Here is a 14874-nt window from a genome sequence, read left to right as displayed (position 1 = left end):
GGGGAGCCTCCAGCTTCCTGCCTCCAGCCGCCAGCTTTCAGCCTCCAGCCGCCGGCCTCCGGCCGCCAGCTTGCGGTTGTTTCCAGTTTGCGGTCTCCGGTTGCCTGTGGGTCTGGCCAGCGCCTGCCGAGAATGTTGCGAGGGCCGGTCGGCCGCAATCGGAAATCCGCTGGCCTCTTCCCGGTTCATCGGGACAGGGATTGGAGAAGGCCTGCGAGCATGCGACGGACATCTGAGCATTGATGAAGAAGCCGATCGGCTGATTCGAGCGCCAGATAACCGAGTTCTTTGGAGAGTATGCATTGGTACTCCAGTTCGTTCAGCGAGCCAGCGGCGATGTGCAGGAACCGCGCAAATTCAGCATCACTGGAGCGTCCTCGACCTTCGGCGATATTGGACGGGACGGAGACTGCTGCCCGGCGGATCTGACTTGTCAATCCAAAGCGCTCATCGGAGGGAAACGATAGGGTTTCGCGATAAACGGACAAGGTCAGCGCATGTGCCTTCGCCCAGACATCAAGCCGCCGATAGTCCTTCATCGATGCGTCGCTGGAGGCAGGTGGCTGGAGGCAGGCCGCTAAAAATACGTATTCACCGCCGCATCCAGCGTATCGCGCATATCCGGATCATCCGTCAGCGGCCGCACCAGCGCCATCCGACAGGCGGATTGCGGATCAATACCCTTGCCGATGAGTTGGGCGGCATACACCAGTAGGCGGGTGGACATGCCTTCGTCGAGCCCGTGACCCTTGAGGTTGCGGCTGCGCTGGGCGACCTGGACCAGCTTCTCGGCGGTCTCCTTGTCGATGTGGCCCTCGTGGGCGACGATCTCGGTTTCGATGTCGGCGGACGGGTAGTCGAAGTCCAGGGCACCGAAACGCTGTTTGGTCGACTGCTTCAGATCCTTCATCAGGCTCTGATAGCCGGGGTTGTAGGAGATGACGATCTGAAAATCGGGGTGAGCGTGAATCAGCTCGCCCTTTTTTTCGAGCGGCAGCTGGCGGCGATGGTCCGTCAGCGGATGGATGACGACCGTGGTGTCCTGGCGGGCCTCCACGACCTCGTCCAGATAACAGATGGCGCCGATGCGCGCGGCCACCGTGAGCGGACCGTCTTGCCACTTGGTGCCGTTGATGTCGAGCAGAAAACGTCCGACTAGGTCGGACGCGGTCATGTCTTCGTTGCAGGCAACCGTGATGAGTGGTGCACCGATCTTCCAAGCCATGTACTCGACGAAGCGCGATTTACCGCAGCCGGTCGGCCCTTTGAGCATCACCGGCATGCGGGCGTCGTACGCCGCCTCGTACATGACGACTTCGTTCTGCACGGGGCGGTAGTAGGGCTCGTCCTTGATCAGATATTGGTCGCGGTCGATTTCGCTCATCTCATTGCTCTCTCGTTCACAAGCCGATGACCAAAAAGCCCCTGCCCCGCACGCCAGGACAGGGGCTTTTTCCGTCAATCCCTGTTTGTTAGATCATCGGTTTTCGCCCAAGCGAAAACCGATCGTCAGACCGGCTTGCCGCGGAAAACGACCATCTCGGCGCCCTTGGACTGAGCGTAGTTGTCGTAGCCGACGAGACGCACATGGTTATCCGGGTGCGCCTTGTGGCAGGCTTCCGCCTCGGCCAGGATGGTGTCCACGTCGGTCTCGCCGAACATCGGCAGCTTCCACATGTACCAGTAGTGATCGAAGGCGTTTTCCGGCTCGCTGTGCTCGATAGCCGGGTTCCAGCCCTTGGCGACGATGTACTCGACCTGCTTGCGAATGCGGGCCTGATCCATCTCGGGCAGATAGGAGAAGGTCTCGAACTTGCGGCTGCTCGGATCGTCGAGGCTGGATTGATAGTCCTGCATGGTGCTCATGGGGTGTTACTCCGAAACTGGGTTCGTGGTGAAAATCGATCGTAAGCGTCGCTGGCGTTGAGCTTTCAGCCGTCAGCTCTCAGCAACAGGCCGGCGCTTCGCGCCGATCGCCCATGGCTGATCGCTGACAGCTGATGGCTGACAGCTTACTTGTGCGAAACGTCGAGCTTATCGACGGTATCGAACTCGAACTTGATCTCCTTCCAGGTCTCCATGGCGATCTTGAGCTCGGGGCTGTGCTTGGCGGCGTTGGTGAGGATCTCCTTGCCTTCCTTCTCGATCGCGACACCCTGATTGCGCGCCTCCACACAGGCTTCGAGCGCGACACGGTTGGCCGCGGCGCCGGCCGCGTTGCCCCAGGGATGGCCCAGGGTGCCGCCGCCGAACTGCAGGACGGCGTCGTCGCCGAAGATGTTCACCAGCGCGGGCATGTGCCAGATGTGGATACCGCCGGAGGCGACCGCGAAGGCGCCGGGCATGGAGCCCCAGTCTTGGTCGAAGAAGATGCCGCGCGAGCGGTCTTCCTTGATGTAGGACTCACGGAGCAGGTCGATCCAGCCGAGGGTCGACTCGCGGTCGCCTTCGAGCTTGCCGACGACGGTGCCGGTGTGCAGATGGTCGCCGCCGGACAGACGCAGGATCTTGGTCAGCACACGGAAATGGATGCCGTGGTTCGGGTTGCGGTCGAGCACGGCGTGCATCGCACGGTGGATGTGCAGGAGCACGCCGTTGTCGCGACACCACTGGGCCAGACCGGTGTTGGCGCAGAAGCCGCCGGTGATGTAGTCGTGCATGATGATCGGCGCGCCGATCTCCTTGGCGTACTCGGCACGCTTGAACATCTCGTGCGGGGTCGGCGCGGTGACGTTCAGGTAGTGACCCTTACGCTCGCCGGTCTCGCGCTCGGCCTTGTCGATCGCGTCCATGACGAAGTCGAAGCGTTGACGCCAGCGCATGAAGGGCTGTGAGTTGACGTTCTCGTCGTCCTTGGTGAAGTCCAGACCGCCGCGCAGACATTCGTAGACGGCACGGCCGTAGTTCTTGGCGGACAGACCCAGCTTCGGCTTGATGGTGCAGCCGAGCATCGGGCGACCGTACTTGTTCATGATGTCGCGCTCGACCTGGATGCCGTGCGGCGGGCCGTTGCAGGTCATGACATAGGCGATCGGGAAACGGACATCTTCCAGACGCAGCGCGCGTACGGCCTTGAACCCGAAGACGTTGCCGACCAGCGAGGTGAAGACGTTGACGACCGAGCCTTCTTCGAACAGGTCGATCGGGTAGGCGATGAAGGCGTAGAAGGCGTCGTCGTTGCCCGGGACATCCTCGATGGCGTAGGCGCGGCCCTTGTAGTGGTCCATATCGGTCAGGAGGTCGGTCCAGACCGTCGTCCAAGTGCCGGTGGAGGACTCGGCGGCGACAGCGGCAGCGGCTTCTTCACGCGGAACGCCTGCTTGCGGAGTGATCTTGAAACAGGCCAGGAGGTCGGTGTCCGACGGGGTGTAATCCGGCATCCAGTATGTTTCGCGATACTCTTTGACGCCCGCGCTGTAGGTCTTTGCCATGTTCGCTTGTCCTCGGAAATAGTGAAGAAATTCGCCGGTCCAGATCTGTGCTGGTCCGCAGTCCCGCTCGGTGCGCTGCGCGCTTGGAACCTGGTGCGGCAGTATATTCAAAAACCCTATAATTACTAGTTAATATTGCTTATAGTCGACATAAGTATAGACTTATGTCTATGGTTTAGCCGCCGGCCGCCGGTCGCCGGCCACCAGCCATCAGCCATCAGCTAAAGGATGAAGTCTGATAGTTGACAGCCGGAGGCAGGAGACAGGAGGCAGGAGACAGGAGGCAGGAGGCAGGAGGCAGGAGGCAGGAGGCAGGAGGCAGGAGGCTGGCGGCCGGCGGCTCAGAAGAAAGAGGACCCACGCTCGTGCATGTCTCACTCCGACAGCTCAAGGTCTTCGATGCCGTCGCGCGCCACCTCAGTTACACGCGAGCGGCCGAGGAGCTGCATCTCACTCAACCCGCCGTCTCGATGCAGGTGCGTCAGCTTGAGGAGGAGGCCGGACTGCCGCTGTTCGAGCGTCTCGGCAATCGCATTTTGTTGACCGAGGCCGGTCGGGAGGTCTACGACTATGGCCGTACCGTCAACAGCGCCCTGCAGGAGATGGAAGAGGTGCTCGAGTCACTGAAAGGGGTCAGCCGCGGTCGGCTGCATCTCGCGGTCGCGAGCACGGTCAACTATTTCGCGCCGCGCCTCTTGGCGATCTTCCAGCAGCGCTATCCGGGGATCGGTCTGCAGCTCGACGTCACCAATCGCGAGCAGCTGGTGCGCATGCTGTACGACAATACGGTCGATCTGGTGCTGATGGGCGTGCCGCCGACGGACATGGAGGTCGAGTCCGAGGCGTTCATGGCGAATCCGCTGGTGGTGATCGCGCCGCCCGATCATCCACTCGTGGGCGAGCGGGCGATCGGTCTCGCGCGGTTGGCCGAGGAGGTCTTCGTGATGCGCGAGCCCGGCTCAGGCACGCGGCAGACGATGGAGCGCTTCTTCGGCGAGCGCGGTCTGGCCATCCGTCACGGGATGCAGATGACCCGCAACGAGGCCGTGAAGCAGGCGGTTCGCTCAGGGCTGGGCCTCAGCGTCGTGTCGATGCACACGATCGAGCTGGAGCTCGAGACGCGCCGACTCGTCACCTTGGATGTCGAAGGATTCCCCGACCAGCGCCAGTGGTATCTGGTCTATCGCCGAGGCAAGCGTCTCTCGCCGGCGGCCAACGCCTTTCGGGAGTTCGTTTTGACGGAGGCCGCAGTGATTGCTCCGCCGATCTTTCTCGGGGCCGGGGCGGTTTAAGAGATTAAAAAAGATATGATTTTAAACCGCGTCCCCGCTAAGGGGCGTGGATGCACCAAACGCCGAACTCACTCGAAAACGAGTATTTCGCTCTGGGCGCGGTTTAAACTGCGTCCAGAGCGATATGCGTCATTTTCACCTTGCGTTTGGTTTTGGAGATATCCTGGATCTCAGTGATGCGCGGTTTAAAAGTTAATCTTTTTCAATGCTTTAAACCGCGCCAGCTCCGACAGTCGTAGGAGCTGGCACGGCCAAGCCATGCCAGCAAATGACGCATACCGCTCCGGGCGCGGTTTAGGAGGTGATGATGGCGCTGTTGAACGTCTTGCGGAGCCTAATTCTCGCCGTGCTCTTGGTGTCCTCCGCCTTCGTCCTCGCCGCATCCTCCGATCACTTCGCCGATCCGCGGCCCGAGCAGGCTCCGGATTGGGTCCTGACCGACGTCGAGGGTGAGATCAGGGTTCCGCTCTACGTTTTCTGGTCCAGGACCTGTCCGCATTGTACGGTGGCGCTGGATTTTCTGGAGGGCCTGGGCGAAGCGCAGCCCTGGATCCAGGTGCGGTCCTACGAGTTGGCTGCCGATCGCGCGCATGTCGCGCGCTATGTCGCGATGGCTCGCGCGCTGGGCGAGGAGGCCCGCTCGGTTCCGGCCTTCTTCGTCTGCGGGCGGATGCTGACCGGTTTCGACGATGCCGAAGGAGTCGGGGCGCAATTGCTTGGTCTGGCGCGGTTCTGTCGTCAGGTCGCGAGGCAGGGTGACGCACCGGGTGCCGAGGTCTCGGCGCCGCCTTCGCCGGAGGGCATCCGGTTGCCGCTCTTGGGGGCGATGGACCCAGAGGCCATCTCGCTGCCGGTCTTCACGCTGGTGCTGGCCGGGCTCGATGCCTTCAATCCCTGCGCCTTCTTCGTCCTCTTCTTCCTGCTGAGTTTGATGGTGCATGCCCGCAGTCGGGCGCGGATGCTGTTGATCGGCGGCACCTTCGTGCTCTTTTCCGGGTTGGTCTATTTCTTGTTCATGGCCGCATGGCTGAACCTTTTCCTGGTCGTCGGCGGGGCGGCGGCGGTGACGACGGTCGCCGGGCTGGTCGCGCTCCTGGTCGGCGGGCTGAACGTGAAGGATTATTTTTTCTTTCGTCGCGGACCGAGCCTCTCGATCCCCGACCATGCGAAACCCGGACTCTTCGCGCGGATGCGCGCCCTGCTCGCGGCCGACCGTCTCGGGGCCATGTTGATCGGAACGCTCGTCCTGGCGTTGGCGGCGAACAGCTACGAGCTGCTCTGCACCGCGGGTTTCCCGATGGTCTACACCCGGGTGCTGACGCTGCACGAGCTCTCGGCGCCGGCCTATTACGGCTACCTGGCCCTCTACAATCTGATCTACGTCCTGCCGCTTCTGGCCATCGTGCTGGTCTTCACCTTCACGCTGGGGGCGAAAAAACTCACCGAGCGTCAGGGGCGGATCCTCAAGCTCCTCTCGGGTCTGATGATGCTGGGACTCGGCGGGGTGATGCTGCTGGCGCCCGAGCTGCTCGTGCACCCCGGGGTCGGTGTCCTTCTGCTGCTCTTTGCGCTCGGGGCGACGGCCGTCATCGCACCAAACGTCGAACTCACGCGAAAGTGAGCATCTCGCTCTGGACGCGGTTTAGCAGCCGCGCGGCGATTCGTCTAAACTAGCGCACCGTCTCAGCTATGCGCGAATGCCGACCATGCCCGACCGCCCTTCGAGTGACACCGGTATCACCCTGCACCGCTATCCGTTGCTGGCTTCTATCAACTCCCCGGCGGATCTTCGCGCCTTGCCGGAGCATCTGCTGCCTTCTGTCGTCAACGAGCTGCGGGGCTATCTCGTCGACACCGTCTCGCAAACCGGCGGTCATCTTGCTGCCGGCCTCGGCGTGGTCGAGTTGACGGTCGGACTGCACTACGTCTTCGACACCCCCGCCGACCGGCTGGTCTGGGACGTCGGCCACCAGGCCTACCCGCATAAGATTCTGACCGGGCGGCGCGATCGTATGCCCACCTTGCGCCAGAAAGACGGACTCTCCGGCTTTCCTAAGCGCTGCGAGAGCGACTACGACTGCTTCGGCGTCGGCCATTCCAGCACCTCCATCAGTGCCGCGCTCGGCATGGCTTTGGCCGCGAGACAACAAGGCGAACACCGCGATGCCGTCGCCATCATCGGCGACGGGGCCTTGAGTGCCGGCATGGCGTTCGAGGCGCTCAACCACGCGGGCTCGATGGATATCGATCTGGTCGTCATCCTCAACGACAACGAGATGTCCATCTCCCCGCCCGTCGGGGCCATTACCAACCATCTTGCGCGGCTGCTGTCGGGCAAGATCTACACGACCATGCGCGAGGGCAGCAAGACCGCCTTACGCGGCATGCCGCAACTGCGTCATCTGGTCGGGCGCTGGGAAGAGCACATGAAGGGCATGTTGATGCCGAGCACCCTGTTCGAGGAGCTCGGGTTCAACTACATCGGCCCCATCGACGGCCACGATGTGCATTCCGTGGTCAAGACGTTGCGCAACATCAAGGAGATGCGCGGTCAGCGCTTCCTCCATGTAGTGACCCAGAAGGGCCACGGCTACGAGCCTGCCGAGGGCCAGCCGGTGACCTATCACGGCGTCACGCCGTTCGATCGACGCACCGGCGAGCTGCGCAAGGGCGCCTCCAAAGGCCCGACCTACACGCAGATCTTCGGCAGTTGGCTCTGCGACACGGCCGAGGCGGATCCACGCCTGGTCGGCATCACGCCGGCGATGTGCGAGGGGTCCGGCCTGACGGTCTTCTCCAAACGCTTCCCGGAGCGCTTCTTCGACGTCGGGATCGCCGAGCAGCACGCGGTGACCTTGGCGGCGGGCATGGCCTGCGAGGGCGTCAAACCCGTCGTCGCCATCTATTCGAGTTTTCTGCAGCGTGCCTACGATCAACTGATCCACGACGTCTGCCTTCAAGGGTTGGACGTGACCTTCGCGGTCGACCGCGGCGGCCTGGTCGGCGCGGACGGGGCGACCCATGCCGGCAGTTTCGATCTGAGCTTCAGCCGGCCGCTGCCCCAGCTCGTCATCATGGCGCCGGCCCACGAGAACGAGTGTCGCGCCATGCTTCGGACCGCCTACGAATATCCGGGTCCGGCGATGGTTCGTTATCCGCGCGGCGGCGGGCCAGGCGTGGCGATCGACCCCGAGGCGCCGGCTCTGCCGATCGGGCGCGGCGAGGTCCTCCGGCAGGGGAGTCGGGTGGCGCTGCTCGCCTTCGGCAGCATGGTCACGCCTGCATTGACGGCAGCGGAGACCTTGGATGCGACGGTGGCCAACATGCGCTTCGTCAAACCGCTCGACGGTCCGCTGATCCGGGCGCTGGCCGAGGGGCATGACCTGCTGGTGACCGTCGAGGAGAACAGCATCGCCGGCGGCGCCGGGAGCGGCGTGGCCGAGTGGTTGGCCGCCGAAGGCATCGAGGTCCACTGCGTGCATCTCGGGCTGCCGGATCGCTATATCGATCATGCCGAGCATGCCCAACAGCTCGCCGCCTGTGGTCTGGACGCCGACGGTATCCTCGCCTCCGTGCGCGACGTCTACGGGCTTCGGTTCCCCGATCGTGACCTTTCGATGGTCGCGGACGCTGGATCCGCGGACGGCGTCCGGGTCAGACACCAGGGCGCCGGCGCCGCATGAGGCGATTTCTCGGCGGTGCGGTCCTGACGATCGCGATCCTCCTCGGCCTGGTCCTCGCGGCCGCGCCTCTCGCGCTCGGATACCTTGCCAAGGTCGGCTACGAGGATCTCCTGGCTGATCTCATCGAGGATCTGCCGGACCGGGAGATCCTGGAGAACAGCTACAATCGAGGCTGGTTCGCCTCCAGCGCCGCGTTCGAGGTGCTGATCAACCCCGATTCGGCGCTGCAAACGACGCTGCCGCCCACCCGGATTCGACTGGAGAGTCGCATCGAGCAAGGGCCCGGGATCTGGCTCACAACGCGCTTTCCGCCCGTTCTCGGCCGTGTCCACACCCGGCTCGAGGTTCAGGGGTTCCCCGTCGCCCTTCCTGTGCTGCCGATGACCATCGATCTGTATGCGGACGGCTCCGGCCGGATGGATCTGCGGGTGCCGCCGGGCGAGACCCTGCCGACGACGCAGGTGATGGGGTTGCGACACGGGCCGCTCGACGGCGAGCTGGTGGTGTCCGCCGGGCAGGAGGCCGTCGAGGTTCGGCTGACGCTCCCCGAAGCCGCGCTGACGACACCGACGGGGCCACTCGCGCGCCTGTCCGATCTTCAATTCGAGGCCGATCAGCCCGACGATTCCACCGGCACGGGTCGCTTGCAGGTGGCGTTGGTCGAGGTCGAGGACACCGCGGGCGCGGTTGGCTCGGCGACACCCGCACCGCCGTCGCTGCGGATCGAGGGCCTCTCGGCGACCCTGTCGCGAGCGCTTCGCGATGGTCTCCTGGATCTGCGTCTCGGGCTCTCCGCGAAGCAGCTCGCCACCGATTCCATGACCTACGGTCGATCGGAGCTCGGCCTTTCGGGCGAGCGTCTGGACGCCGAGGCGCTCGCCGACCTGGGCGAGGGCATCCGCCTGCTGGCCACTGACCAGGTCGCGCAGGAGATGCGGGGCCTGGTCACGGCCGGCCTGATCGCGAGTCTCGCCCCGCGTTTCATCGAAAGCGCGACACGGATCGGCGTCGAGCCGATTCGCATCGAGACCCCCGACGGACTTGCATTGGGGCGGCTCGATCTGCGTTTCGACCCGGGCACCGATGCACCGAGCGGGCTGACCTCGGGGGTCGTCGATTGGGTGATCCTGCTGCGGGCCGACGGCGATCTGGAGCTTCCGGAGTCGGTCGCGCTGGACTGGATCGCGCGCTCGCTCGAACCCGGCTTCGAGGACGAGTTTCTGCCGATATCGGCGCCGACGGCCGAACAAATCGCGAGGCAAGAGGCGCAGACCCTGCTCGGCGGGTGGATCCGCGATGGTTGGGTCACGCGGCGCGCCAACAGGGTCTCCTCTGCATTACGCCTAGGCGACGGGCTCTTGACCATCAACGGCAAGACGGTGCCGCTTCGGTAAATGCCTGAACCGCGTCCGGAGCGACATGCGTCGTTTTCATGTTGTGTTTAGCGTCGGAGACTCCCTTGATCTTGGCGAGACGCGGTTTAAAACTTTTAGCTTTTTTAATGCTCTAAACCGCGCCCGCTCCGACGGTCGTCGGATCTGGCGCGGCCAAGCCAATCCAACACACGACGCATATCGCACCGGACGCGGTTTAAATTCGGCGGCACGGGGCTCCGGTCATACCGTGCGACTCTCTTCCGCGTCCCGATAAACCATCGCTTGCAGGAGATCTTGTCGTGTAGGGCGGCCAAGATCACCGCTGTTGTCGAGCAGCGCATCCGCAAGCGCAGTCTCCACCCACCGGAACCCGATCCGCTCCTGCTCTAGACGCAAGCCTTTGCGGATGCGGTTGTCGCGCAGGTCGTCGAATAAGGCATGTTCCGACGCGGTGAGCCGGGGCAGGTCGTGCATGACCTGACCGGGCTCCTCGCCCCAGAGAGTCTCGTGCGCCATGAGGGTGGCGCGATCCATCAGGAAGGAGGCAACTTGGCCGAACCGGCTGCGGAGCTGGTCGAGGATGGCGAAGCCGTGGGTGTCGATGTCGCCCCAGTAGTGCAGGGTGCAGGTCCCGAGCCACTCGGCCCGGGCCAATGCATCCCAGCCATAGCCGGCGCCGAAGACGACAAGCGAGGCGGCCGCGTCCGGGAAGGCGAGAAAGTTGGTCTCGTTCTCGGTGATGAAGACGTGATCGACCGGGATCGCAAGCCGGGCGAAGCTCTCCGCATCCAGGGTGACATCGGCTCGCAGCGGTCCGGGCAGCACGGGAACGGCGTCGTCGAGCAGGCGAAACCGGATCCGGTTGGGCTTGTCGAGAAACCCGTAGCGGGCGGCGAACCCATCGACGCCGACGCGATCGGCATCGACCGCCTCCGCCGGCAGGACAAGATCAAAAAGCTCCGAGAGGACGCGGCGATGCGCCTCGATGAACTTGCTGTGGATGCCGGGGATGTCGACCTGCCGGATGTAGACCCCCGGGCGCGGGTGGTGGCTCAGCCAGTCCACCACGGCCAGCAGGCGCTCCCAATCGTCGGCCAGTGCGATGGTCTGCAAGGGACGCCTGCCGAGCCAGTCGAGCAGTGCCGGTTGTCGTGATCGGGTCATCTCCGCGGATTGGGCGAACCGGGCCGCATCGCCCCGTCGGCCGATCAGGGCGAGCGCGTCGTCGAGCGTGTCGACCCAGATGGCCTCGGGCAGACGCTGAGGGCCGAGCACGCGATGATTGACCGCGCGCCATCCGATGCGCAGACGCGGGACGGCCGTCAGCTCGGCGATCCAGGCCCGCACCGCTTCGAACCGATCGGCCAGATCTGCGGAGCCGGGTCCCTTCAATCGCAGACGCAGCGGGAATCCGCTTGTGCCGGCCACGTCGTCGGCGACCAGCGGGCGCAGCAGCTCGCCGCGATCCCAGAGTCGGTTCAGTTGCGCCTTGAGATCCGCCGCCGTCGTCCAGCTCATGCCGGCACGCTCGCACTCGGCTCGGCCTTGCGGGCTCTGGACTCCTCGCGATACTCCTCGATCGTCAGGTTGCGCAGCTTGGACTCGCGACCGCCTTCGTTGTGCACGAAACCCACGGCCGAGACGAAGGGCTCGATGATGTGGATCTTCTGCAGCGGCGTGACGATCAGCAGCTGCAGGTTGAGCTGTTGGAAGAGCCGCAGACCGTACTGGGCCGACTCGTCCGAGCCGCGCCCGAAGGCCTCGTCGATCACGACGAAGCGGAAGGATCGCGAGCGCACCGCGCCCCATTCCAGCCCGAATTGGTAGGCGAGGCTGGCGGCCAGGATGGTGTAGGCGAGCTTTTCCTTCTGACCGCCGGATTTGCCGCCCGAGTCCGAGTAGTGCTCGAACTCTGTCCCGTCCTCGCGCCAGCGCTCGCTCGCGGCGAACAGGAACCAGTTGCGCACGTCGGTGACCTTGGCGGTCCAACGCCTGTCCTGGTCGGTCTGACCCTCGCGTCCCCGGAAGCGCTCGATGATGGTCTTGACCTGCAGAAATTTGGCCTCGGAATACTGTGCATCCTCGGAGCCGGTCAGTGCACCCTCGGTGCAGGCGCGCAGCTCGGACTGGAAGTCGCGGATCTCGGCGTCCGGGCTGATCTGGGATTCGAGCGCGATATAGCGCCCCGGGTTGTAGTCGATCTGGGTGAGCGACTCGTTGATGCGCCCGATGCGCTCCTTGATGGTCTCGCGTTCGCGGGCGAGCTGGGCATTGAAGTTGGCGATCTCGTTGATGGTGTTGACGTTCAACAGCTCCTTGAAGCGCGCCTCGAAGCGGGGCAGGTCGTCGCGTCCCAACTGGTCGAGCTGTTGTCGGTACTCGAAGGCCGCCTCGACGTTGGCGTCGAGCTCCCGGGTTTCGAGCTCGAAGGCGTTCTTGTAGGCCACCATCGCGGAGATGATCCGGTTGAGCAGGGTATTGATCTTGCCGCTTTCGTTGTTGATCCGGTTCTGGAGCCAGGCGCGCATGTCCTGCTCGCGGTTGTCGCAGGACTCCACGGTCAATTGATGCTCGCCGAGCGCCTCGGCGCGCATGGCCTCTAGCCGCTCGGTCAGCTCGGTCGAGGGCGCGGGTTGGGAAGCGTCCGCGCTCGGCGCGAGGATCGCTTGGGTCTGTGCTTGGAGCGCCTCGGCATCCTCCTGCTTTTGCTCGGTCTTGGCCCGCTTCGCTTTGGCCTCTTCCAGCTCGCCCTCGATGAGCGCAAGCGCTTGGACGGCCTCCACCAGGCGCTGATTGAGCTGCTTGAGCAGATCGGATGCTGATTCCAAGCGTTGCCGCTCGTCGATCAGTGCGGCGACCTCGGTCGCGACCGAGGCCCAATCCAGCTCGGTGAAGTCGACAAACTCTTCCAGTCGCGTCAGTGCGTTCAGGCGGGCACCGAGCGCCTGTCGCTCGGACACGAGTTTGGCCGTCAGTGCGCCGATCTCGGCGAGATGGGCCTCGAGCCGGCGACGCTTGGCCTCCAGTGTTTCGATCTTGGCCGCGTTGGTCCAGCCCAGGACATAGCGGCTGCGGTCGTCGATGCGGTGACGGTCGTCCTTCTCGTGACGTCCGGTCGGGTCCTTGATCTGGCCGGCGCGTGTGATGGCGCGGGTCTCGCGCCTGAACTGCTCCTGCGTGATGCAACAGGCCACGTCGAACCGATGCGCCAGCTCGCGCTCGAGCCAGTCGTAGAAGGGCGAGTCGGGTTTGACGGCGATCTTGCGGACCAGCGAGTCACGGTGCAGGTCGGGCAGGTCGCCCCGGCCTCGGGTGCTCACTGCGGCACGTACATGGAAATAGACGAGCCGACCGCGCAGATGGGCGCTGTCGACCCACTCGGCGACCGTCTTGTAGGCCGTGTCCGGTACCAACAGGGACAGGCCGAAGCCGCGCATCAGCCGCTCGGCCGCACCTTCCCAGTCGCGCTCCTCGTCGCGCACCTGCAGCAGCTCGCCCGCGAAGGGCATCGACTCCTCCGCAAGGCCCAGGGCCTCGCAGAGCGCGGCACGGATTCGGATCTGCTGGTCGTCGATATTGCTGCGGCGACGCTTCAGGCTCTCGATCTCGGCCTGGAGTGCGTCGTGCTCGAGCTGGCCTTGGCGCAGGGTCACGCTGTGCTCGGTCACCGCGTTCTGCAGATCGATGTCGCGCGCCTGCAAACCCTCCCGCATCTCCGCGAGCCGACGCCGTTGCGCGAGGAAGGCCGTTTCGTCCGCGGCCGGGCTCTCGTCGAGACCGGCCGTCAGCTCGGCATAGCGTTGTGCCTTGGCCTGTCGGGTGTTGCGCAGCGCCTCCAGCTTCTTGATCTCGGCGGCCAGGCGTTCGAGCCTGTCCCCGCCGTTTTCGGCCACGGCGCGCTTGAGTTCGTAGACCTGGTTGCCTTGCTCCTCGCGACGGCCCTCCAGGCGCTTGACCAGGGCATCGACGCGCTCCCGGTCCTCCTGCAGGTGCGCCAGACGTTTCCCGAGCAGCGCCAGTTTCAAACCCGCGAAGTGGACACGCAACCCGTCGCGGCAGCCTCTGAGATCCTCGACCTCTCGTGTCAGGCCGGCGTGACGTGCGCAGTCCGCCACCAAGGGCGTGAGCATTTCAACCTGGCGCTTGGCCTTGAGCACCGCCTCGTGCGCGCGGTTGAGATCGTCGAAGTGTACGATCAGCGCCTTGATGCGGGTCTCCACCGCGAAGGGCTCCAGCATGTGTCCGCGCACGAAATCGGTGAGGTTGCCGACGGACTTCATCGAGACCGTCTGATGAAAGAGCTCGAGCGCCTGCTCGCTGTCGATGCCCAGCCGGCGCCGGAACCAGGCTCCGTATTTGGGGAAGCCGTCCTCGATCTCGGCACCGAGCCCGCGCAGCTTCTTGCGCAGTTGGGCGATGTCGGTCCCGAACCGGGAGAAGTCGGTCGCGATCGAGAGATCACGCTCGGCGCAGACGAAGAAGCGGGCCGGCTGACCCTGCGCCTCCTTCATCCAGAAGACCTGGGCGAGCGTGACGGTCTGGTCATAGCCGGCGTTGTGGAAGACGCCGAGGATGACGGAGTAGTTGTTGTGATCGCGCAGACTCACGGGCTTGGCCGCCCCGGTCACCTCGTTACGCTCGGATTTGTAATGCCCGAGCACGTAGGAGCGCAAGGTGCGCTCCTTGCTGTCCGCACCCGCGGCCTTGTTGTAGGCGATGCGCTGAGCCGGGACCAAAAGGGTCGTTACGGCATCCACCAGGGTCGACTTGCCCGAGCCGATATCGCCGGTCAGCAGCCCGTTCTTGCCGTCGAGCGACAGGGTCCAGACGCGGCTGTCGAAGGTGCCCCAGTTGAAGACCTCCAGGCGCGACAGACGAAAGCCGGACAGGCGGTCGTCAGCGACGAAGTCCAGGTCGAGCGATTCAAGCGGCGGCATCGGGCCAGTGATCATCCAGTATCTGTTCGACGGTGAAAGGGCATACGGCGGGAAACTGCGTCTCCTCGACGCCGATCTCCCGTGCGGCCTGAAGTTCGGAAAAATCCTGCTCGTAAAGAGGTGTCATGAATCGCCTCGCACCCTTTGCGTTGAAT

At 64.3% G+C, this 14874-nt stretch carries 11 protein-coding genes; 4 read left to right on the top strand and 7 right to left on the bottom strand.

Annotated features, from left to right (window positions below; translation table 11 throughout):
• Nucleotides 1-185 precede the first annotated feature (185 nt).
• The 4 genes from BDD21_RS00205 to BDD21_RS00190 form a co-directional block, all read right to left on the bottom strand.
• Entirely contained in the window at nt 186-539 is a 354-nt protein-coding gene (locus tag BDD21_RS00205; protein WP_120795433.1) for a four helix bundle protein, read from the bottom strand.
• Nucleotides 540-577: 38 nt separating this feature from the next.
• A complete protein-coding gene (locus BDD21_RS00200; protein ID WP_120795432.1) occupies nt 578-1384 on the bottom strand; it encodes a CbbQ/NirQ/NorQ/GpvN family protein in 807 nt (268 codons plus the stop codon).
• Nucleotides 1385-1509: 125 nt separating this feature from the next.
• Nucleotides 1510-1866, bottom strand: coding sequence for a ribulose bisphosphate carboxylase small subunit (locus BDD21_RS00195; protein ID WP_120795431.1), 357 nt, complete (start codon nt 1864-1866; stop codon nt 1510-1512).
• A gap of 146 nt (nt 1867-2012) precedes the next feature.
• On the bottom strand, nt 2013-3431 hold the full coding sequence (locus tag BDD21_RS00190) for a form I ribulose bisphosphate carboxylase large subunit (protein WP_120795430.1): 1419 nt from the start codon (nt 3429-3431) through the stop codon (nt 2013-2015).
• A 365-nt stretch (nt 3432-3796) separates the two neighbouring features.
• Between BDD21_RS00190 and BDD21_RS00180 the strand changes: the two genes are divergently transcribed.
• From BDD21_RS00180 to BDD21_RS00165, 4 genes are all read left to right on the top strand, one after another.
• On the top strand, nt 3797-4723 hold the full coding sequence (locus BDD21_RS00180) for a LysR family transcriptional regulator (protein ID WP_120795429.1): 927 nt from the start codon (nt 3797-3799) through the stop codon (nt 4721-4723).
• 304 nt (nt 4724-5027) lie between these two features.
• Nucleotides 5028-6344, top strand: coding sequence for a thioredoxin domain-containing protein (locus tag BDD21_RS00175; protein ID WP_120795428.1), 1317 nt, complete (start codon nt 5028-5030; stop codon nt 6342-6344).
• An 85-nt stretch (nt 6345-6429) separates the two neighbouring features.
• Nucleotides 6430-8406, top strand: coding sequence for a 1-deoxy-D-xylulose-5-phosphate synthase (gene dxs, locus BDD21_RS00170; RefSeq protein ID WP_120795427.1), 1977 nt, complete (start codon nt 6430-6432; stop codon nt 8404-8406).
• On the top strand, nt 8403-9800 hold the full coding sequence (locus tag BDD21_RS00165) for a DUF945 family protein (RefSeq protein WP_120795426.1): 1398 nt from the start codon (nt 8403-8405) through the stop codon (nt 9798-9800). Before dxs ends, BDD21_RS00165 begins: the two co-directional genes overlap by 4 nt.
• Nucleotides 9801-10022: 222 nt before the next feature.
• Here the strand turns inward: BDD21_RS00165 and BDD21_RS00160 are convergent, their stop codons facing one another.
• Genes BDD21_RS00160 through BDD21_RS00150 form a run of 3 tightly spaced genes read right to left on the bottom strand, consistent with a single transcriptional unit; the run spans nt 10023 to nt 14846 of the window.
• Nucleotides 10023-11300 (bottom strand): DUF3322 domain-containing protein, encoded by a 1278-nt coding sequence (locus BDD21_RS00160; RefSeq protein ID WP_120795425.1) that lies wholly within the window; start codon nt 11298-11300, stop codon nt 10023-10025.
• The gene (locus BDD21_RS00155) at nt 11297-14734 is read right to left on the bottom strand and encodes an ATP-binding protein (protein WP_245969345.1); all 3438 of its coding nucleotides are present in this window, start codon (nt 14732-14734) and stop codon (nt 11297-11299) included. Before BDD21_RS00155 ends, BDD21_RS00160 begins: the two co-directional genes overlap by 4 nt.
• A complete protein-coding gene (locus BDD21_RS00150) occupies nt 14706-14846 on the bottom strand; it encodes a DUF29 family protein (RefSeq protein WP_211334947.1) in 141 nt (46 codons plus the stop codon). The genes BDD21_RS00155 and BDD21_RS00150 overlap by 29 nt, the downstream gene beginning before the upstream one ends.
• Nucleotides 14847-14874 lie beyond the last annotated feature (28 nt).

Source organism: Thiocapsa rosea, assembly GCF_003634315.1.
In the GTDB taxonomy this organism is placed as follows: domain Bacteria; phylum Pseudomonadota; class Gammaproteobacteria; order Chromatiales; family Chromatiaceae; genus Thiocapsa; species Thiocapsa rosea.
The sequence above is the reverse complement of the archived record's forward strand: the minus strand, read 5'-3'. Positions and strand labels throughout refer to the sequence as shown.